The organism is Sorangium sp. So ce1504, from assembly GCF_051521635.1.
Taxonomy (GTDB): domain Bacteria; phylum Myxococcota_A; class Polyangia; order Polyangiales; family Polyangiaceae; genus Sorangium; species Sorangium cellulosum_B.
Genome location: NZ_CP150365.1, coordinates 2,612,683 through 2,631,813, shown reverse-complemented (window position 1 = coordinate 2,631,813; position 19,131 = coordinate 2,612,683). Strand labels below are relative to the sequence as shown.

The following is a 19,131-nucleotide window of genomic DNA, read 5'->3' as shown; positions in this document are numbered from 1 at the left end:
GGCGGGATCGTCGGAGGGAGTGCTCCGGCGCTAAGACCGGTCCGGTCCTGCCGCCGAGCTGCGCGACCTGAGCGTGGACCAGAGCCATCCCGCCCGGTTGCACGAATGTACATGTTGATGTACATCTATGGAATGGCGCATCGCTACTCCGTCGCAGAAGCTCGGGCCCATCTCCCCTCCATCATCGAGCAAGCGGAAGCGGGTGAAGTCGTCGAGCTCACCCGGCGAGGTCGCCCCGTAGCGGTCGTCCTGTCCCGGGAGGAGTTCGAGCGGCTGCGCGCGGATCGACCGAGCTTCGGCGACGCGTACCGAGCGTTCCGGAAGAGGCACGTCCTCGAGGAGGTGGGCCTGGAGCGCGACTTCGCCGCGTCCGTTCGCGACCGTTCGCCGGGTCGACAGGTCAAGCTGTGAGCCCGCGCTTCTTGCTCGACACCTCCACGATCTCGGAGCCGATGAAGCAGGCGCCCGACGAGGCGATGCTCGCAAAGATCGAGGCCCACGCGCACGAGAGCGCGCTCGCCGCCCCCGTGTGGCACGAGCTGTGGTACGGCTGTCGGCTCCTGCCCTCAGGCAAGCGGCGCACGGCGCTGGAGGCGTACCTGCGCGAGGTCGTCTACCTGTCTTTTCCCATCCTGCCGTACGACGCCGCGGCTTCGGCATGGCATGCCGAAGAGCGCGCTCGGCTCGATGGGAAGGGAACGCCGGCACCGTTCGTGGACGGGCAAATCGCCGCCATCGCGAAGAGCAACGGCTTGATCCTGGTAACGGTGAATATTCGAGATTTTCAGCGGTTTCAGGGCCTGCCGATCGAGAGCTGGTCGAGCAGAAAGAAGAAGTAGGCGCCGAGTCATCGTATCGACAGCGAAGCCAGGTATCGCCGCGCAGCCCCGCGCGGCAGCCGCTCAAGGGCAGCGCAGCTCAGCCGAGGAAGTCGAGGACATCCTCGTTGAACTTCTCGGGGTTCTCGAGCCACATGAAGTGGCTGCCCCCCTCGTCCGCGCCGAAGAGGAGGAGCTCGGCGCCGGGGATCTGGTCGGCGACCCACTGCTGGGAGATGGGGTTGAAGATGCTCGCCTCTCCGCCGACGACGAGCGTGGGCACGTCGATCCGCGGGATCACGTCCCTCCAGTCCTGCTCGGCCTGGTCCACGAGCAGCTTGGCGGCGTACGCGCGCGGGAGCTTCAGGTTCTGCTCGACGACCAGGGCGAGCTGATCCGCCGGGTAGCCGGGGGTGAACATGGTGGACACGAGCCCGTAGGTCGTGGCGATCCCGTCGGGCCCGCGAAGCGCGGCGGCCGTCTCGTGGAGCGTCTGCGGGGTGAACAGGGCCCCCGCCTCGGCCGCCTCTTCCGCGGACCAGTCGGGCCAGGCCGTCATCGCCGGGCCCACGTCGACAAGGATCAGGCGGTCCAGGGAGTGCCCCCCGTAGTTGTCCCAGTAGCTGTAGAGCGCGCCGCAGCCCATCGAGTGCCCGAGGACGGAGAGGTGCTTGAACCTCATCCCGCAGATGAATTCGTGAAGATCCCTGCTGAAGCGCGCGATGCGGTAGCCGTGCTCGGGCTTCTCCGACTCGCCATGTCCGCGCCAGTCGAGCGCGAAGACATGGTGGTGCCGCGCGAAGGCGAGGATCTGCGCCCTGTACAGCGCGGCCGACTGGGACCACCCGTGCAGGAGCAGCAGCGGCCTCCCCCTCCCCGCCTCCAGGTAGTTGAGGGCGACCCCGTCGCTCGTCGTGAAGGTCCCGGAGCGGATGCGCGGCGCCGCCGACGCCTCGCCACCAAGCAAGCGCGTGGCGGCCAACCCCGCGCCGAGGCCCACCGCCTGCTTCAGCACCTGGCGTCGGGTAGGGGTCGAGCTGGACGAAGGTGCTCCTTGCTTCTTGTCGGTCATGGCTCTTGATCTCCACTGCCGGCCCCGCGCTCGAGGCTGCCCCTCGAGCGCGCGCCGCCACTGCCAAAAGGAAGAGTCTCGACGCGACCGCGGCGATCGCCCGGATTGACGATCATCTCGGCCGCGCCGTCGAGCTGATTGTTCACGAACGGACCAAGGCCGCAAGTAAATACTAATTATAAACGGCTCAAGCAAATCTCCGACGCCGGCGCGTGCTTACGCAGGAGACAGGCCGCGCGGCGCCGCGATCGCGACGGCGCGCGCCGTGTCATGCCATGAATCGGACGCAATAGTTCGGAGGAGGTGGCTTGAGATCGCCTGCCATGAATCGGACGCAATAGATCGGAGGGAGGTGGCTTGAGATCGCCTGCCATGAATCGCCTTGATCCTCGGTGATCCAGAGCGAGCCCGTGGTGGACCCGAACGCGAGGCGATCGCCGCTGTCGTCGATGTCGAGGGCGTGCCGGAACGTGAGGTCGCAGGCGTGGCGCTGCGGCAGCCCATTGCGGAGCACGTCCCAGGTCTTGCCGCCGTCGCGCGTGCGGGACACGACCACGTTGCCGCCGACGGGCACGCGCGTCTCGTCCTTCTGCGCGGGGACGAGCCATGACGTGCTTCCGGAGCGCGCCCTGGTCGTCGAGCACGTAGCCGCGCACGCGCGGGTGCAGCGCGAAGTAGCCCTCCAGCGCCTCGCGCACCGTCCCGCCGGCGACCTCGAGAGCAGGGCATTCCACGTGTCTCGCCAGGTTCTGCGTGAAGGTGATCTGCGCCATCTCGCCTGTTCGGGCAGCGAAGCCCGCGGCGCGCCCCCTGCTCCGGGCGCATCGTCGATCTGGATCGGAACCGATGCAAGCCCCATGGCGGGGTCGGCCTGGCCGTGACGGGACTCTCCGCCCTGGCGCCTGCGGCTGCAGCGGTCCGGAGCGGTGGCCCCCGGGTCGAGGGGTCGCGCGCTCCCGCGACACCTGGCTGGCGGGAAGCCTGCCTGGCTGGTAGTAGCCTCGAGCTGGTAGCAACCTCGTGAGCCCCCTCCTCTCCACCACGGCGTCGTGGGAATGCGCATCACGCCGCCCGCTGGCTCGAGCGGAGCTGGGCTATTGCCTTGGAGAGCAGACATGTTGAAGGTGGCGATCATCCTGGGGAGCACGCGGCCGGGCCGCAACGGCGAGGCTGTCGCGAAGTGGGTGCACGACGTGGCGACGAAGAAGGGCGGCGCCGACTACGAGCTCGTCGATATCAAGGATTTCGACCTGCCGTTGCTCGACGAGCCGGCGCCCCCGTCGATGGGACAGTACACGAAGCCTCACACCAAGGCGTGGGCAGCGAAGATCGATTCGTTCGACGCCTTCGTGTTCGTCACGCCGGAGTACAACCACGGCACCTCGGGCGCGCTCAAGAACGCGATCGATTATTTGTACAAGGAGTGGAACAACAAGGCGGCTGGCTTCGTGAGCTACGGCAGCGCGGGAGGCTCACGCGCCGTCGAGCACCTCCGGCTCGTGATGGCCGAGCTCCAGATCGCGGACGTGCGCGCGCAGGTCATGCTCTCTCTGTTCGACGACTTCGAAAATTTCAGCGTGTTCAAGCCCCGCCCCCGCCACGAGAAGTCCGCCTTCGCCTTGCTCGATCAGCTGCTCGCGTGGGCCGGAGCGATGAAGACGCTGCGCACCGGGTGAGCAAGGCGCGCTCGCGGAGCCTCGATGGCCCGACGACGCCGATCCGCAGCGGTTCTCGTGGCGTTCGCCGATTCTACCGCGGACGTTGCAGGAGGGTACCAGGAGAACCCCGTGGAGGGGAAATCGACGCCTGAGACCGCCGACAGGAAACCAGCGCCGACCTCGATTGTGTAGGGTGTCAGATGGCGCAACTCTTGGTCGGCTCGTGGGGCTTCACGGCGGACGGGACCCTCGCTCGGAGGCGCCGGTGAACCTCGCCGCGCGACCTCATTTCGAGGGCCAGACCCGGGCGGAGGAGCTGCTCCCCCCTCCGGCGGACGGAGGCCGGAGCGCTCCGCCGGACGACATCGCCGTGCCTTCGGAGCGGAAGCTCCCACCCGCCGTGACGCAGCGCTCCGGCGAAGAGGCGCACGATATCGGCGCGCTCTACCGCAACCACCATCGCTTGGTGTACCGCCTCGCGCTCCGCTACGGCCGCGGCAACGTGGCCTGGGCAGAGGACGTAACGCAGGACGTCTTCCTCGACCTGATGAAGGCGCTCGAGACCCTGACCGAGCGAGACAACCTCGAGGGGTGGCTGTACCGGACGACCTCGAATCGCTGCCTGAACCGCCTGCGCCGGGACCGATTCCTGGCGCTCCCGCCCATCTGCTGGCTGCTCGGGCAAGGCGAGGGCGAGCGCAGCCCCCTCGATGAAGTGACGATCGCGCGCGACGATCTGCGCCGCGCGCTCGAGACGCTGGGCACGCTGCCTCCCAAAGAACAGGTCGCTTTTTCGATGTTTTATCTCGACGGCAAGGAGCAGGAGGAGATCGGGAAGATACTCGGCCACTCCAAGGGGTACGTCTGCAAGCTGATTCAAAAGGCGGTTGCGCAGCTCCGCGACGCCGGATGGGAGGTGGGCCATGACGCGAAACCGTGATCTGCTCGCGTTGCTGCGCGAGGTGGACGAGCAGCTCGCCTCGATGAAGCCGTCGCCTCGGCTCGAGGCGCGCCTCGTCGCGGAGCTCGACCGGCGCGGGCGGCGGCCTTTCATGGGCGGGAGCGGGGGGCGCTCGCTCGTGCTGGCGCTGGGCGCCAGCGCCAGCATCGTCGCCCTCGGCACCGCGCTCCAGGGCCTCACACCCGGCTCGATCTTCACAGAGCGCCCCGTCGAGCCAGCGATCGAGCTCGTGGGCGATCCGCCTCCCACGGACGGCGGGCTCCTGGAGCGCACGCCGGCCCACGGCCCGACAGCGCTGCCTCCCCGGATCCGCGCCCCGCTCCTCCAGGAACCTCCCCGCCGGCTCGCTCCGGCGCCGCCCGTGCCGCGCAGCGCCGTGCCGCCGCGGGACGCGAACGACACCCCAGGGCTCCTGGACGACAGCCGGCTCCCTGTCGACCGCGCCTCGCCTCCGCCGGCGCGCGTGCGCGTCGAGCCGCTGACCCCCCCGCAGACGCTGGGCCGGAGATGGGTTGATGGCCCGGAAGGGCTATCTCCTCTCGCGCAGCGCGGCCCTCACGCCGCGCTGCGCCGAGGCTCCGGAGGCGTCCCCGCGGAAGCGGCCGCGCACGAGGGCGAGAGCGGAGAAGGTAACCGAGCCACGGACGCCGAAGGACCCGCGATCGAGGATCCGGCGGCCCCGCGGGACGAGGCGCTCTGCCAGACGGCGGACGCGTTGCGGCACGAGGCCAGGGCGCAGTGCGAGGCGCAGAGCCTCATCGTCGCGGACTTGACGCTGCTCGATCCCTGCGATCACGGGAGCTACCTCGACGCCGAGTACACGTGCGGGAGGATGGCGCTGACCACATGCTGGAAAGGGGTGCTCGGCGACGGCGTCACGTGCTTCGACACGACGTATGTCAAGGACGAGGTCTGGAGGATGTGCAGAGACAGGGGCACGGAGCTCCGCTCCCTCGATCAGGAGCAGCCCGACCGGGACTGCGGTGACCACGAGACGACCAGGGTCTACTACGAGTGCTGCCCCTCGGGGGATCCGCTGCCTTCGCCGTCGTGCTGGACGAGCGAGATCGACTTCGGTGAGGTGTGCCAGCCGTACGAGAGGCTGGATGCCGAGGCCACGGCGCTCTGCAGGGGCAATGGCCACTATCTCTTCCGTCGCGTGTTCGGGGACAAACACGTCGCCTGCACCGACGCCACGGCCACGAGCCTGAGCTACACCTGCTGCCCCTTCTGATCGCGAAATCGCCCGCCCGAGGAAACCGCCGGCCTCGTCGCGGTTGGTAGATGGAGAGCGACACGACGGAGAGGGCGCGCTGACCCGAGCACGAGCAGCGCGCGCTCGGAGCTGTCCGGCGCAACGCCGGCTTTCACGGAGGATCACCATGCGGACTTCCCTTGCGATAGGTCTATTGCTCAGCGTCTCGATATCCAGTCTCCTCGTCGGCTCCGGGTGCACCATCACCCTGGCGCCGGATCCCGATCCACCAGCGGGCTCGACGGGCGGGGAAGGCGGGAACGGCGGGGACGCGAATCAAGGGGCGGGCGGCGGCGAGGACCCGGGATCAGACGGCGACGGGGGACGCTTGCCTCCCCCGCCCTCGGCGTGCTGGCTCGGGGATATGGGCGATGGATTCACGTGCCACGACACGGCCACGCTCCGGGATCACGCCCAGGCGAGGTGCGCGAGGATGGGCGCGGAGCTCGCGAGCTTCGTGAGCGACACCCTCAACCCGAGCTGCGCCGAGCACGAGAGCAGCGAGGTGGTCTTCGAGTGCTGCGGCGGCGATCCGCCGCCTCCGCCGCCGCCGAACTCGTGCTGGAAGGGCGAGCTGGGCGACGGATCCTCCTGCATCGACCTGGGCGCCATCAAGGATCGGGCCTACGCGATGTGCGAGAGCGCGGGCGCCACGCTCACCTGGCTCGACGCCCCGCCGGACCCCGGACGCTGCGGTACGAACGAGGCCACCAAGGCCACCTTCGAGTGCTGCGGCTCCACGCCGCCGCCCCCTCCGCCGCGCGCGTGCTGGAAGGGCGAGCTGGGCGATCGCAGATCCTGCGTCGACCCCTCTGTCCTCAAGGACCAGGCCTATGCGGCGTGCTCGCGCACGGAGGGAGACCTCACCGTCTTCGATTACGAGCGGAACAACCCGAGCTGCGCGGCCCACGAGACCACCTGGGGCTACTTCGAGTGCTGCGGTAACGAGCCGCCGCCTCCTCCGCCGCCTCCTCCGTCCGGCGCGTGCTGGAAGGGCGAGCTGGGCGATGGCCTCTCCTGCGTCGACCGCTCGGTCATGAAGGATCGGGCCTATGCGACGTGCACCAGCGCAGGCGCCAGGTTCACCTCCTTCTCTTACGAGGAGGAGAACCCGCGTTGCACCGGCTACGAGACCAGCAAGGCCTTCTTCGAGTGCTGCGGCGCCGAGCCGCCTCCGCCGCCGGAGGCCTGCTGGGGCGGCTCTCTCGGCGACGGCTCCTCGTGCATCGACGCGTCCGCCCTCAAGGAACGGGCCTACGCGACGTGCGCGAGCGACGGCGCCGTGCTCACGGCGTTCGACTACGCGAACGATGGTCGCTGCGCCGCCCACGAGGCGAACTACGCAAAGTTCGCTTGCTGCGCTTCGACGACGCCGCCCCCTCGGTAGCGCCGGCGCGACCGCGCGGAACCCCGGGCGAGCGATCTCGATCCTCGAACGGCGCCGAGCGAGCCCATCGAGACGTGCGTACATCCCAGGGTCGTACGGCCGACAGCGGCCGCTCGGGATCGCGTCGCTGGAGGAGGCATGAGCAGCCCGCGACATGCGCTGGGCGCAGCAGGGCCGGGGCGCGAGCGGCACATCGCACCTGCACCGCACAGCTCGCCCGGCGCGGCCAGCGCGCAACGTGTTTGCACATCGGCGCGGCATCGGCTCTGATGGTCGAACTTCTTCCGAGGTTCTCATGGCCGTGGCACCGCCCCTCGTCCGCGCACGACTCACGATCGATGGACTCAAGACCTCGCTCGAGGTGAAGGAGCTCTCAGGCGCGGAGGCGATGTCGGAGCTCTACGCCTTCGATATCACCGTCGAGTGCGCCGACACCGACCTCGACCTCGACGCGCTCGTCGCCGAGTCGGCCGTGCTGACGCTCGATCACGGCGCCGGCGCCCGCCACCTGCACGGGATCGTCAGCCGGTTCGAGCAGGTCCACACCTCGGAGCACCACGCCGCCTACCGCGCCACGCTGGTGCCGGAGGTCTGGCTCCTCGACCAGCGGTACGATTGCCGCATCTTCCAGGGCGTCACCACGGCCGAGGTCATCGAGCGCGTGCTGAAGCTCGGCGGCGTCCGGCGTTACCAGATCGTGCTCCAGCGCAGCTACGAGGCGCGCGACGTCTGCGTCCAGTACCGCGAATCGGACTGGGCGTTCCTCGGCCGCCTCATGGAGGAAGAAGGCATCTTCTATTACTTCGAGCACGCCGACGCTGGCGCGACCCTGATGATCTCCGACACGGCGCAGGTCCACTCGCCCATCTCCCCGGAGGAGCTCCGGTATCGGCCGGTGACGGGGGCGATCCACACCGGAGAAGGCATCGATTCGTTCCGCTTCGCGCAGCGGGTCCGGCCGGGGAAGGTCACGACGCGCGACGTGCCGTTCGAGAACCCCGCCTCGGTCGTGGACACGGCGGCCGAGAAGGGGCGGCACACGGACCTCGCCGTGTTCGCGTACCCGGCCAGCCCCGGCGCGGAGGTCCGCCTCGACGCGCTCCAGGCGACCGCGGCCGTGGGGCAGGGCGAGGCCTTCTCCGTGCGGCTCGCGCCCGGCGCGCGGTTCCGGCTCGAGGATCACCCGAGGGAGAGCTTCAACGCGGAGTACCTCATCACCCGGCTCCAGCACGCGGCCCGGTTCGACAGCAAGGAGGGGTACCGCTGCACGTTCGAGTGCGTCCCTGCCGGCGTCGCCTTCCGGCCCCCGTGCAGGACGCCCAAGCCGCGCATCGCCGGCCCGCAAGCCGCGACCGTCGTCGGGACGCAGGGGGCCGAGATCGAGACGGACAGCGACGGGCGCGTGAGGGTCAGGCTGCACTGGGATCGCAACGGCAGCGCCTCGGAGAACGCGTGCTGGGTCCACGTCGCTCAGATGGCGTCGGGGGCCGGCTACGGGGCGATGCACATCCCGCGCGTCGGGAGCGCGGTGCTCGTCGAGTTCCTCGACGGCGATCCGGACCGGCCGATCGTGACCGGGCGGGTGTACACGGTCGTGAGCCCCTATCCGTACGCGCTCCCTGCCGAGAAGACCAAGTCGGCCTTGCGGACCCAGACCACCCCGGGAGGCGGCGGGTACAACGAGCTCCGCTTCGAGGACCAGTCAGGCCGGGAAGAGGTCTACCTCCGCGCCCAGCGCGACCTCAAGGTCGAGGCCCTGAACGACGCGCGCCGCAACGTCGGCGGCGACGACGCGCTCGCGGTGACGGGCGACCGCACGAAGACCGTCGGCGGCGCGGAGACGGTGACGGTCGCGGGCGCGCGCACCGTGACCGTGGGCGCGGCCGAGACCAGAACGGTAACAGCGGATCAGACCACCTCGGTCGGCGCCGACAGCTGGCTCTCGGTCGCGGGCGATCACACGGCGAGCGTCGTCGGGGACCGCCGCGACATCGTCGCCGGGGACCGGAGCGCGTGCGTCGGCGGGGACGAGTCGGTCAAGGTGAGCGGCGATCGGACGGTCATCGTCACCGGGGCGCACGCGATCTCGTCCCTGGACGACGAGTCGAGGCGTGTGACGGGCAACCTCACCCTCTCGGTCGGCGGCACGATGCAGCAGGTCGTCGACGGGCACTGCACGCTCAGCGCGGGCTCGCTCGAGTGGGCGGTGACCGACGGCGCGCTGGAGATGACGTGCGCCGGAGAGGTGCGCGTCGAGTCCGAGCAGGAGGTCCAGATCGGCGGACCCGATCTCGCCCTGTTCGCCGACTCGACGATCCGGATCCGGGCCCAGAAGAAGATCGTCCTCGAGATCGGCAATTCGACCGACGCCGAGGGCAAGTCCGCGAAGATCGAGATCACCTCGGACGGGATCTACGTGACCAACGGGAGCGCCACGGAGAAGCTCGACGGCGGCACCGTGCGCCTGAACTGCTGAGCGCGGCGCCGCGGCGGAGAGGGCTCGATCCGTGAAGCTTCGCAACGAGACAAGGCACCCGGCGGTGCTCCTCAGGACGGCGTCGGCGCGCAGCGACGACCACATGCTGGGCTGCGCGATCGCGCGTCCCACCTTCCGGGTCGCCGGCGGCGCGCTCGTCGCCACGCCCGACGAGCCGTGGCCGATCTCGGGCGAGCCCGTCGCGACGGCGCTCGGCAAGATGCCGGGGGACAAGCCGTTCTACATGGGCGGGATCGACGTGCTGCTCGGCGGGAAGGTGCGCCAGCCCGGCGGCGCGGCGAGGCCGCGCCTCGACGTCGAGCTCGAGGTGGGCCGGGCCTTTCGGCGGCGGATCACCGTCTTCGGCGATCGCTCCTGGGTGCCCGGGGCCGGCGGCGCCCTGGTCCCGAGCGAGCCGGAGGCGTTCGTCTCGATGGAGCTCGACTACGGGCGCGCCTTCGGCGGGACCTGCCCCACCGACTACGGGCTCGACATGCCCTTCACGCCCAACCCGGCGGGGCGAGGGTTCTACCTCGACGCGAAGAGCGCGCTCGGGAAGCCGCTGCCCAACCTCGAGGACCCGAACCGGCTGCTCCGCTCGTTCGGCGACGCCCCCGATCCCGTCGGCCTGGGTTATTACCCGAGCGAGGGCGCGCTCCGCGTGAAGGCCGCGACGAGCGCTGCCGCGCCGGACCCGAGCCGGCTCACGCCCGACAGGGCGCCCGAATTCAAGGTGGGGCACAGGGACATCCTCCCGACGTTCTTCAACATGGGGCACCCGGGCATGATGATCGAGGCAGGCGGCGAGCCGAGGCCGGGCGACGGGATCCGGCTCACGCACGGCCTGCGCGGCGGGGATCTCGCGTTCGCGATGCCCGACCTGCGGATGCACATCCACGTGCAGCTCGAGGAGCGGGAGGTTGTCTTTCCCATGCACCTCGATCAGATAGGGATCGTCGCGGGGGAAGGGCGGGTTTTCTTCTCCCTCCGCTGCGTGTTCGAGTACCGCGTCCGCAAGGAGGAGCGGCGCACGGCGACGCTGTACGACGGGCCGCCGCCGGCGGTGATCCCGGGGAGCTACCGGATCGCGCACGACCGGTGAGGCCGGCGGTCGAGGCTCGCCTCGAGGCTCCAGAGGTGGACGGTGTCACGGCGCAGCCTGGCATGTGCGTTCGGGTCCGCTTCAGGACCCGACTCGATGATCACCAACGTCGCTCACGGCGGGCCCCCGCAGGGTCCGGGGCCGAGGTGCACGGAGATCGCGGACATGCGCCATTTCGCCCCGATGCAACCTCGTTGTTCGCCGGCCGCCTGCGGTCGGCGGCACGCTCGGCGACGGAAGACCGAACGGCGCGCTTGCGGACGGCGAGGCACCGGGCTAGGATGCCCCCCTCACGATCGTCCCTGGCCCTCTATAACGACGCTTTCCCTCTTCCCTCGCCCGTGAGGGAGATTGCAGCTCGCTCGGACGACTGGACGACGCACCGTGTGATCGCGCGGGAGTTCCGCGCCGCACGTCTCCGTTCGATCCGTCACGGCTTCGTCGGATGGCAGGCCGGGTCCGCCGCAGAGCGCACCAGAAGGCCGTAAAAGAGCAGGATGGCATGGGAAATCGTCTCTACGTAGGAAATCTTTCGTTCAACACCACCCGCGAGACCCTCGAGTCCGCGTTCGCCGCGGCCGGCGAGGTCCGTGAGATCGCGATGCCGACCGACCGCGAGACGGGGCAGCCGCGCGGCTTCGCGTTCGTGACCATGGGCACGGCCCAGGCCGTGAACAGCGCCATCTCGCAGCTGAACGGCGCCATGCTCGATGGCCGCGCGCTGAAGGTCAACGAAGCGCAGGAGCGTCCGGCGCGCGGCTTCGGCGGCGGCGGTCGCGACCGGTACTGATCACGGGCGCGGCGTGGCGGCGCTCGTGCGCCGCCACGCCTGCGCTTTCAGGACGCACCATGAGGTGCTGAAGAACGCGCCCGGAGGCGCCGAAAGGCCGGTTCGGCATGCAGAGACAGGGAGCATTGAAGCGGCAAAAGGAACGCGAAAGGCAAGAGAAGCAGCGCGAGAAAGACGCGAACCGTCTCGCGCGCCGCACGGGAAAGGGCTCCGCCGTCAGCGGGACGCCGGGAGAGGATCCGGACATCGCAGGGATCGTCCCGGGGCCTCAGCCTGCGGTCACCGAGTGAAGCGCGCAGCGCCGAGCCAGGGCGCCGAGCGCGCCCCGTCAGAGCCAGCAACCGACCAGAACGGCTCGGCGCTGGCGGCCGTGCGGCAACGATTCATCGAGCAGAGCGCCAACGCGCTGGGCCAGGCGTGGGCCAGGCGTTGGCGTCAAGACCTCCATCGAGAAGGCCGCCCCGCCGCCGGCGGATGGCCCGGCACGCTGCGTGAAGCACGAACTCAGGTGGAGATCACCCTTCCCGGGGAGCTGTGCCATCGCAAGATGCCCGCCATCACCGGCGTGGAGCGCGAGCTCGCCGCCCGGACCGCCTACTCAAGCGCGCGGGACGAGTGGCGAAGGCACACCGAGCCCGAAATCCCCTAGTCGGGTAGGCCGGGGTCGACTACCCCCCCGGCCCCCCACAGATCCGGACGTGCGGAATTCGCGCATCCGGATCTTCGGGTGGTGGGCGTCAATTGTCTTCGTCGGAACCATCGATATCCCGGCCGACGACACACGGTAGCCACAAGCGCCCTCTTGGTCTACGACATGGCCACAGCCATGATGTCCCCCCTCGTGCTCGCCGAGCCCGGCACCTACATAGATAGCGTGACGATCGCTCCCGACGCGACGTCCCTTGTCTAGTGCCTGCGCCATGACGACGTGACGGATCTCCACGCCATCGACCTCACGGAGGCCGAGCCCGAGGACAGGCCGATCACCACCGACGGCAAGCGCTGCTCCCCGGCCTTCTGAAGCGTCGCTGGCGACCTCGACCTCTGTCCGCGACCGATACCGGCTCGCGCATCGCGCGGCGAGCCGGCTTCTTTCACTTGCGCGCCGGGATGCGGAAGACGAATCCGCTCGTGCTCGGCGACGCGACGGGGCCCGAGCCGACGTCGATGGAACCGTAGAAGGTGCCGGCGACCCAGAGCGTACCGCCGGAGGTGAGCGCCATGCCTTCGGAGGAGCCGGCGCTCGACGCGTAGCGCTGGAGCGCCGTGACCTCCGAGGACGCGCTCGCGCGCAGCGCGAACGGGGTGTAGTCGAAGGTGACGAGATCGTCGTAGCGACCCGCCGCGTAGACGCCGCCGGCCATGTCGGGCGCGAGGCCGTACATCGTGCCGCTCGGCTCCGGCGTGATCACCCACTCGGCCGTCCCGCTCTCCGTGAGCTTCGCGACGAACGGCGTGCCCTCGAGGTCCGCGTCCACCGTCGTCCCGAGCACATCGCTCTCGCCGCTCACCGCGCCGGCGAGGAACGTGCCCTCACCGACGGCGATCTCGTTGCCCATGTCGAACACCGGCCCGCCGAAGCGCAGCGCGAACCGGGCCTCCCCCGCGCTCGAGAAGCGGGCGACGAAGCCCATCATCGTCGAGCCTGCAGGCAGCGACAGCGCTGTGCCGTCGATGGTCAGCGCCCCGTCGGCGTAGCCCGTGATCGACACGTCGCCGCCCTGGTGGACGGCGATGCCGGCCACGGCGCTGCCGGCGCCGCCGGGGTTGTTGAACACCTTGGCCCAGGCGACGTCGCCGTCCGGCGTGAGCTTCAGGAGGAACGGGGACTCCCCATCCACCGCCAGGAGGCCGTCGCCAAAGTCGATGTCGTCGTCGACATAGCCACCCACGTACACATTGCCCGTGGCGTCGGTCGCGACCGCAAAGCAGCGATCCGCGGCCGTGGAGGCGAAGCGTTTCGCCCAGAGCACGCTGCCGTCGGCGTCGAGCTTGGCCACCATGGCGTCGGGATCATCCGTCGCGCCGGACAGCTTCGTGTCCCCGATCGTGACCTCGCCATAGAGCTCGCCCGCGATGAGCACATTGCCCGCTCGGTCGACGGTGACGGCCGTCGCCGAGGATTGCTGCGCCGTGACGATGGGCGCCGACCAGAGGAGATCGCCCTCGGGATCGAGGCGGATGAGGAACGCTCCCAGCTTGGTGATCGTCTGGTCGCCCAGCTTGATCTCGCCGAACCCCTCGCCGCTCACGTAGGCGCCGCCGTCGTCGGCTCCGGCGATCGCGATGTGAAACACCATATTGGTCGTCTCCCCCGCCGGGTGGAGGAAGATGGCGTCAGGCGCGGCGAGATCGACGCCGACGCCCGCCCCTCCACCGGTCGCGTCGCCCCCGGCCCCCGCGCCGCCGCCGCCGGTGCCGGCGGCATCGCCGCCGCCGCCACCCGCACCGCCGCCACCGCCGCCCGAACCGCCGCCGCTGCCCGCGGTCGCCGCGGCGGCGCCCCCGGCTCCGCCTCCTCCCGGGCCGGACGGATCGCCGTTATCACCACACGCCGCGCACAGGAGCCCCAGAGTCAACCAGGCCAAGATTCTCATCCACGCACCGTAGACGAGCGGAGCCCGCCCTCGCGCGTCCTTTGCGCTCCGGCGCTCGACAGAGCACGTTTGCCGCGCCAGATATCGCTGAATTTTGTCAGCGAGGGTGAAGAACCAGGGACAGACGCGCACCGGTGCTCGATCTCGGTCTGTCGAGCGTCGCATCGGGCGCGTGCGTGAGGAGCGGGAGCGGCTCGAGCCCTTGCAGCGCCGGGAAGTAGGACGCGCCGCGCCCCACGACGAGCAGCTTGAAGACCGAGTTCCCCACGAGCTCGGCGAAGGGGCGCGGGTCGTGGAGGGCGTCATCCATGAAGGCCTCGAAGCTGGGCAGGAGCGACACGGCCGTGGCGAGGGCGTCCGGTGCCAGGCGCCCTCCTCCGAAGAGCTCCGGATTGGCCAGCTCGCGGGCCGGCCGAGCGCGGGACCAGCGATCGAGAGCGGCGAAGGTGTGTAAGATGCTTGAATTATTGGAGTCTCGGAGTCGGGAGCGTGGAGCCAGAACCAAGCTCCAACGAATAGGCGTTTGCGGCACTGCGCCTGACCCGCAGCGGGGGCGAGGTCCCGGCGCGGTCCCGCAAACGCCTGTTCGTTCTGCCAACCCGGAGCACGTCCCGCGATTGGGGCTTGACGTCTCCGAAACGTTTGGATTTCCTTCTCCCGGATGGATATGACGACGCTCTCCCTCCCTCGGACGACGCTCGCCGATTCCGTGGATCAGGTCCTCCTCCGCGGCGCCCGCGCGGTCCTCGAACAGCAGCGGACCGACGGGGCCTGGCAGGGTTTCAACGACGCGGGCGTCGTCTTCACGAGCGTCGCCCTCGTGCACGAGCGCTGGCTCGGCGCGCTCGACGAGGAGGACGCCGCGCTCGGCGTGAAGCGCCTCCGCGCCGAGCAGCGCGACGACGGCTCCGTGCCGCCCTGGCCCAGAGCGCGCGCGGGCCAGCTCGACGCGACGTGCATGTGGTACGCGGGGATGCGCGCGGCCGGCGTCGATCCGGCGGATCCCGCGTTGAGCCGCGCGCGCTCGTTCATCACCTCCGAAGGCGGCTTTGGCCGGGCGAGCCTCTCGGCGCGCATCACCCTGGCGCTCGCGGGCGTGATCCCCGCAGACACGCTCCCCGATCCCGGCCTCGCGTTTCGCTTGTTGCCCGGCAGCGAGCGTTTGCTGGCCAAGGCCCTCGGTGTGAACACGCTCGTGTGGATCCACCTGGCGACGGCGGTCTTCGACCTCTTGCACCACGGCCCTGGCGAGGCGAAGGGGCACCCGATCCGAGCGCGCGGGCGGAGGAGCGCAATCGAGTACTTCACGAAGAGGCAAGATCCATCGTTTGGGCTCATGGGCGTGGGCCCAGCCACGCTCACCGCGGCCATCGTCCTCGCGGGCTTCGGCGTCCCGCGAGACGACCAGCGCATCCGCGGCGCGCTCGCCTGCTGCGATCAGCTCAAGCGGAGGACCGAGGCGGGGCTCGAGGTGAGCCCGTTCCTCAGTGATCACTGGGATACGGCGCAGCTCGTCCACGCGCTCGTGAAGAGCGGGATTCCGGCGTCGCACCCCGCGATCACCTCGGCGATCGGCTTCCTGGTGCGCGGGCGCGCGACGCAGCCCGGGCCCACGGACTGGCAGACACCTCCGCGCGGCGCGCCCAGGACGGGCGGTTGGGCGTACCAGCGAGGCAACGGGCGCAATCCCGATCTCGACAGCACGGCAGAGGTGCTCGCCGCGCTCGCGCTCGCGTCACCACGCCAGATGTTCGGAGACGTCATCCACGCAGGCGAGGCGTGGCTCGTGGCCATGCAGAACCCCGACGGCGGGTGGGGCTCGTTCTCGACCGGCCGCCCGGCAGCGCCGCCCGGCCCGCTCTACATCGATCCCGCGTCGCTCCCCGCGTCGCTGCGCCCGCGCACGCCGATCGGCCGCGCGCTGCGCCGCGCATGGATGCTGCAGGCCGAGGCGGGCGATCCCTCGAACGCCGACATCACGGGGCGCGTGCTCCGCGCCCTCGGCGCGCTTGGCCACGACGCGACGAGCCCGCCCGTCGCGCGGGCCATCGCGTTCCTGCGACGCCACCAGGTGCCGGAGCTCGGCGCGTTCTGGGGGCGGTGGGCCTGCAACTACCTCGCGGGTACGGCGTACGTCCTCGCCGGGCTCGGTGCCGTGGGGATCGATCACCGCGCGCCGTGGGTCACGCGCGCCGTCCAGTTCGCGCTGTCGCGACAGAACGCGGACGGCGGCTGGGGAGAGGACATCGCGAGCTACGCGGATCCCGCCGAGGCGGGCCGCGGCCCGTCGATGCCCACGCTCACAGGCAACGTCCTTCGCGGGCTCCTCGCCGTCGGTCTCCCGCGAACGCCGGAGCTCGATCGCGCGGCGAGCTTCCTCGTGGATCGCCAGGAGGCCGACGGCCGCTGGGTCGACGACAGCTGTTACACCGTGCTGTTCCCGCACGTCGCGTACGGCCGGAATCCGACGCTCCCGCTCTGCTTCGCCCTCGAAGGGCTGAGCGCGTGGCGGAGTGCTCGATAGCCCAGATCCCCGGAGAGCGGGGGAGTCGGCCGCGCGCGCCCGCGCGGAGAGGAGGAGTGTGCATTCATGACGACGAACCCGAGACCGATCGCGCGGCCCGCGGACTGGCCTGCTCCCGGGCCCATCGATCTCGACGTGCACGACCGGCCCCACGTCTCATCGGATCTCGAGTGGTGGTACGTGAACTCCTATCTGGAGACGGAGGGCGGCCGTCGCCTCGGCGTCTTCGCGGCGTTCTTCCGGCACCGCGTCGCGGACTCGCGGCACGCGCACTTCGTGACCTGGGCCCTGACGGGAGAAGACGGAGGGTACGCCGCCACGGTCCGCGTCGACGACGCCACCCGCGAGCTGGCGCTCCTGAAGGTCGATCAAGCGAGGTCGCTCGACGAGCGGAGTCGCCGGGCGCTGCGCGAAATCCTCGCGCGCGGCGCCGTCCCTCTGCCGACGCGCCGCATCGACGGCGCTGCGCGCGTGGACGACGGCTCGCTCTCCTTGTCTTATGGCGCCGACAGCTTCAAGAAACGAGCCGACGGCGACTACGAGCTGACGCTGCGCGACGACCAGACGGATCTCCGCGTCGATCTCGTCTTCCACCCCGAAAAGCCCCCTGCACGGCAGGGCGATGACGGGGTGATCCGCGGAGCGGGCTCGGAGCAGATGTTCTATTACTTCATCCCGAGGTGCGCGGTCCGCGGGACGATCGCCGCGTCCGGGCGCGAGGAGGCCGTGGCGCGCGGGAGCGGCTGGTACGATCACGAGCTCGGCTTCGTCCCGGAGGGCTCGGCCGCCGGCGGCGAGAACGCGTGGACGTGGGCGTCGCTCCAGCTCGAGGACGGCACCGACGTGAGCATCTATCTGATCCGCCCGGCCGAGCGCGGGGGGTTCGTCGAGGATTGGGTGGTGGTGAGCGACGCGGCGGGGCGCGTGCGCCGCTCCCGGCGCGTGTCGATGCGCGTGGAGTCCGCGTGGCGGAGCTTGCGGACCTTCGTCGAGTATCCCGTTCAGATGACCTTCACCTGCGAGGAGCTCGATCTCGAGATCAGCGTCCGAGCGGTGCACGCGGATCAGGAGGTCGTCACCATCCTCTCCGAACCGTCGTTCTGGGAAGGGCAGGTGGTCGCCGCCGGCTCGCTCCGCGGCACCGCCGTTCGCGGGCGTGGCTGGGTCGAGCTCCGCGGGTACGGCGCCCGGGATCTCGACGCATTCCTCCGCTCGGTGGGCGACGAGGTGCGGCGCGTGCTCGCCGAGACCATCCCCTCGCGCCCCACGGAGGACCGCCTGCGAGCGCTCGTGACCGGCTCGCACGCGCGCCCGCGCGACGGCTTCGATCGCGCGACCTTCGAGGCGAAGCTGATCGCGCCCATCCGCGAGATCCTGGACCGCGGCGGCAAGACGTGGCGCTCGTTCGCGATCCTCGCGTGCGTCGAGCTCGTCGGCGGCGACGCGCGCCGCTTCCGTCACTGGCTGGCGGTGCCGGAGCTCATCCATACGGGCTCGCTCATCGTGGACGACGCCGAAGATCGCTCCGTCGTCCGGCGCGGCGGCCCGACCTGCCACCTGATGCACGGCGACGCGACGGCGATCAACGCGGGGACCGCCGCCTATTTTTTGGGCGAGCCGCCGGTCCATCGCGACGCCATCCCGGATCGCGACAAGCTGCGCGTCTACGCGCTCTACTTCGAGGCGATGCGCGCGGGGCACGCCGGACAGGCCCTGGATCTCGCCGGCCTCGCCCCGACGACGCTCGACGACGACGAGCTGGCGCGGCTCTCGAATCGCCTCCTCTCGATTCATCACCTGAAGAGCGCGGTGCCTCCGGCGTCGATGGCGCGGATCGGGGCGATCCTCGGCGGCGGATCGGACGCGCAGCTCGACGCCGTGGGCCGCTTCTTCGAGGCGCTCGGCCTCGCCTTCCAGATCGTCGACGACGTGCTGAACCTGCGCGGCTTCGCGGGCGACTTGAAGACCCGCGGCGAGGACGTGATGCACGGCAAGCTCACGCTCCCGATCCTCGACGCGCTCGGCTCGCTCCCGCGCGCCGATCGCGCGGCGCTCGCTCATGCGATCCTCGTGCGCCCGACCGAGGGCGACGAGGTGGGTCGTATCCTCTCGATCGTCGAGGCGGCAGGGGCCAACGAACGCTGCATGGCGCGCGCGCGCGCCATGGTCGAGGTGGCGTGGGCGGAGCTCGATCCGCTCGTCCCGGATTCCCAGGCGAAGATCGCCGTGCGCGCGTTCGCCTGGTACCTGCTGGAGCGGCACTACTGAGCGTGTGCGGCTCGGCTCACGCGACCCGGGCTCGACGCCGGCCGGTGTTCTGGGGTGAGTCGCCCGGGGGAAGGCGATGTGGGCGTCGACGGCGTGAAGCTCGACGTGGACGCAACCGGTGAGAGGGGCTTACGCGTCCAGGCGCCGCCCTTCTTCACCTCCCTCTTCCGTCCCTTCTCATATCCCGTGCCACGCGCCTCGCCGCCGCACGCCAGCCGCGCAG

General features: G+C 70.3%; 17 protein-coding genes. 13 read left to right on the top strand and 4 right to left on the bottom strand.

What is annotated here, in order from left to right; all coding sequences use genetic code 11:
- Window positions 1–105 precede the first annotated feature (105 nt).
- Together WMF39_RS10165 and WMF39_RS10160 are read left to right on the top strand one after the other, a co-directional pair.
- Window positions 106–411 (top strand): type II toxin-antitoxin system Phd/YefM family antitoxin, encoded by a 306-nt coding sequence (locus WMF39_RS10165; protein ID WP_437745337.1) that lies wholly within the window; start codon window positions 106–108, stop codon window positions 409–411.
- Window positions 408–839 carry a type II toxin-antitoxin system VapC family toxin gene (locus WMF39_RS10160; RefSeq protein WP_437745336.1) on the top strand — a complete coding sequence of 144 codons (432 nt, stop codon included), beginning with the start codon at window positions 408–410 and terminating at the stop codon, window positions 837–839. The genes WMF39_RS10165 and WMF39_RS10160 overlap by 4 nt, the downstream gene beginning before the upstream one ends.
- 79 nt (window positions 840–918) lie before the next feature.
- Here the strand turns inward: WMF39_RS10160 and WMF39_RS10155 are convergent, their stop codons facing one another.
- Window positions 919–1,890, bottom strand: coding sequence for an alpha/beta fold hydrolase (locus tag WMF39_RS10155; protein WP_437745335.1), 972 nt, complete (start codon window positions 1,888–1,890; stop codon window positions 919–921).
- A 268-nt stretch (window positions 1,891–2,158) separates the two neighbouring features.
- Window positions 2,159–2,464: a WD40/YVTN/BNR-like repeat-containing protein gene (locus WMF39_RS10150; protein WP_437745334.1), complete on the bottom strand. Its 306-nt coding sequence runs from the start codon at window positions 2,462–2,464 to the stop codon at window positions 2,159–2,161.
- A 541-nt stretch (window positions 2,465–3,005) separates the two neighbouring features.
- Here WMF39_RS10150 and WMF39_RS10145 point away from each other — a divergent pair.
- The 9 genes from WMF39_RS10145 (at window position 3,006) to WMF39_RS10105 (ending at window position 12,168) form a co-directional block, all read left to right on the top strand.
- Window positions 3,006–3,566: an NADPH-dependent FMN reductase gene (locus WMF39_RS10145; protein ID WP_437745333.1), complete on the top strand. Its 561-nt coding sequence runs from the start codon at window positions 3,006–3,008 to the stop codon at window positions 3,564–3,566.
- 247 nt (window positions 3,567–3,813) lie between these two features.
- Window positions 3,814–4,488, top strand: a complete 675-nt coding sequence (locus WMF39_RS10140) for an RNA polymerase sigma factor (RefSeq protein WP_437745332.1) — start codon at window positions 3,814–3,816, stop codon at window positions 4,486–4,488.
- Entirely contained in the window at window positions 4,472–5,743 is a 1,272-nt protein-coding gene (locus WMF39_RS10135) for a hypothetical protein (protein ID WP_437745331.1), read from the top strand. Before WMF39_RS10140 ends, WMF39_RS10135 begins: the two co-directional genes overlap by 17 nt.
- 148 nt (window positions 5,744–5,891) lie before the next feature.
- Complete coding sequence (locus tag WMF39_RS10130; RefSeq protein WP_437745330.1) at window positions 5,892–7,151, top strand: hypothetical protein; 1,260 nt, start codon at window positions 5,892–5,894, stop codon at window positions 7,149–7,151.
- 295 nt (window positions 7,152–7,446) lie between these two features.
- Window positions 7,447–9,627 (top strand): type VI secretion system Vgr family protein, encoded by a 2,181-nt coding sequence (locus WMF39_RS10125; RefSeq protein WP_437745329.1) that lies wholly within the window; start codon window positions 7,447–7,449, stop codon window positions 9,625–9,627.
- Window positions 9,628–9,658: 31 nt separating this feature from the next.
- Complete coding sequence (locus WMF39_RS10120; RefSeq protein ID WP_437745328.1) at window positions 9,659–10,729, top strand: DUF2169 domain-containing protein; 1,071 nt, start codon at window positions 9,659–9,661, stop codon at window positions 10,727–10,729.
- Window positions 10,730–11,174: 445 nt separating this feature from the next.
- Window positions 11,175–11,519 (top strand): RNA recognition motif domain-containing protein, encoded by a 345-nt coding sequence (locus WMF39_RS10115; RefSeq protein ID WP_437745327.1) that lies wholly within the window; start codon window positions 11,175–11,177, stop codon window positions 11,517–11,519.
- A 107-nt stretch (window positions 11,520–11,626) separates the two neighbouring features.
- Window positions 11,627–11,809, top strand: a complete 183-nt coding sequence (locus WMF39_RS10110) for a hypothetical protein (RefSeq protein ID WP_437328622.1) — start codon at window positions 11,627–11,629, stop codon at window positions 11,807–11,809.
- Entirely contained in the window at window positions 11,806–12,168 is a 363-nt protein-coding gene (locus tag WMF39_RS10105) for a hypothetical protein (RefSeq protein ID WP_437745326.1), read from the top strand. Before WMF39_RS10110 ends, WMF39_RS10105 begins: the two co-directional genes overlap by 4 nt.
- A 445-nt stretch (window positions 12,169–12,613) precedes the next feature.
- Here WMF39_RS10105 and WMF39_RS10100 read toward each other — a convergent pair whose 3' ends face one another.
- Window positions 12,614–14,116: a hypothetical protein gene (locus tag WMF39_RS10100; RefSeq protein WP_437745325.1), complete on the bottom strand. Its 1,503-nt coding sequence runs from the start codon at window positions 14,114–14,116 to the stop codon at window positions 12,614–12,616.
- 97 nt (window positions 14,117–14,213) lie between these two features.
- Window positions 14,214–14,456, bottom strand: coding sequence for a hypothetical protein (locus tag WMF39_RS10095; protein WP_437745324.1), 243 nt, complete (start codon window positions 14,454–14,456; stop codon window positions 14,214–14,216).
- A gap of 327 nt (window positions 14,457–14,783) precedes the next feature.
- On the opposite strand from WMF39_RS10095, the gene WMF39_RS10090 reads away from it, so the two are divergent.
- Together WMF39_RS10090 and WMF39_RS10085 are read left to right on the top strand one after the other, a co-directional pair.
- Entirely contained in the window at window positions 14,784–16,640 is a 1,857-nt protein-coding gene (locus tag WMF39_RS10090) for a hypothetical protein (protein ID WP_437745323.1), read from the top strand.
- 66 nt (window positions 16,641–16,706) lie between these two features.
- Window positions 16,707–18,908 carry a polyprenyl synthetase family protein gene (locus WMF39_RS10085; protein WP_437745322.1) on the top strand — a complete coding sequence of 734 codons (2,202 nt, stop codon included), beginning with the start codon at window positions 16,707–16,709 and terminating at the stop codon, window positions 18,906–18,908.
- Window positions 18,909–19,131: the final 223 nt, after the last annotated feature.

What these genes read in the sequence shown, in the direction of transcription:
- WMF39_RS10155 (WP_437745335.1), bottom strand. Translation starts at nt 1,890, where the DNA reads ATGACCGACAAGAAGCAAGGAGCACCTTCGTCCAGCTCGACCCCTACC.
- WMF39_RS10165 (WP_437745337.1), top strand. Translation starts at nt 106, where the DNA reads ATGTACATGTTGATGTACATCTATGGAATGGCGCATCGCTACTCCGTC.
- WMF39_RS10100 (WP_437745325.1), bottom strand. Translation starts at nt 14,116, where the DNA reads ATGAGAATCTTGGCCTGGTTGACTCTGGGGCTCCTGTGCGCGGCGTGT.
- WMF39_RS10085 (WP_437745322.1), top strand. Translation starts at nt 16,707, where the DNA reads ATGACGACGAACCCGAGACCGATCGCGCGGCCCGCGGACTGGCCTGCT.
- WMF39_RS10115 (WP_437745327.1), top strand. Translation starts at nt 11,175, where the DNA reads ATGGCAGGCCGGGTCCGCCGCAGAGCGCACCAGAAGGCCGTAAAAGAG.
- WMF39_RS10110 (WP_437328622.1), top strand. Translation starts at nt 11,627, where the DNA reads ATGCAGAGACAGGGAGCATTGAAGCGGCAAAAGGAACGCGAAAGGCAA.
- WMF39_RS10130 (WP_437745330.1), top strand. Translation starts at nt 5,892, where the DNA reads ATGCGGACTTCCCTTGCGATAGGTCTATTGCTCAGCGTCTCGATATCC.
- WMF39_RS10135 (WP_437745331.1), top strand. Translation starts at nt 4,472, where the DNA reads ATGACGCGAAACCGTGATCTGCTCGCGTTGCTGCGCGAGGTGGACGAG.
- WMF39_RS10090 (WP_437745323.1), top strand. Translation starts at nt 14,784, where the DNA reads ATGACGACGCTCTCCCTCCCTCGGACGACGCTCGCCGATTCCGTGGAT.
- WMF39_RS10125 (WP_437745329.1), top strand. Translation starts at nt 7,447, where the DNA reads ATGGCCGTGGCACCGCCCCTCGTCCGCGCACGACTCACGATCGATGGA.
- WMF39_RS10145 (WP_437745333.1), top strand. Translation starts at nt 3,006, where the DNA reads ATGTTGAAGGTGGCGATCATCCTGGGGAGCACGCGGCCGGGCCGCAAC.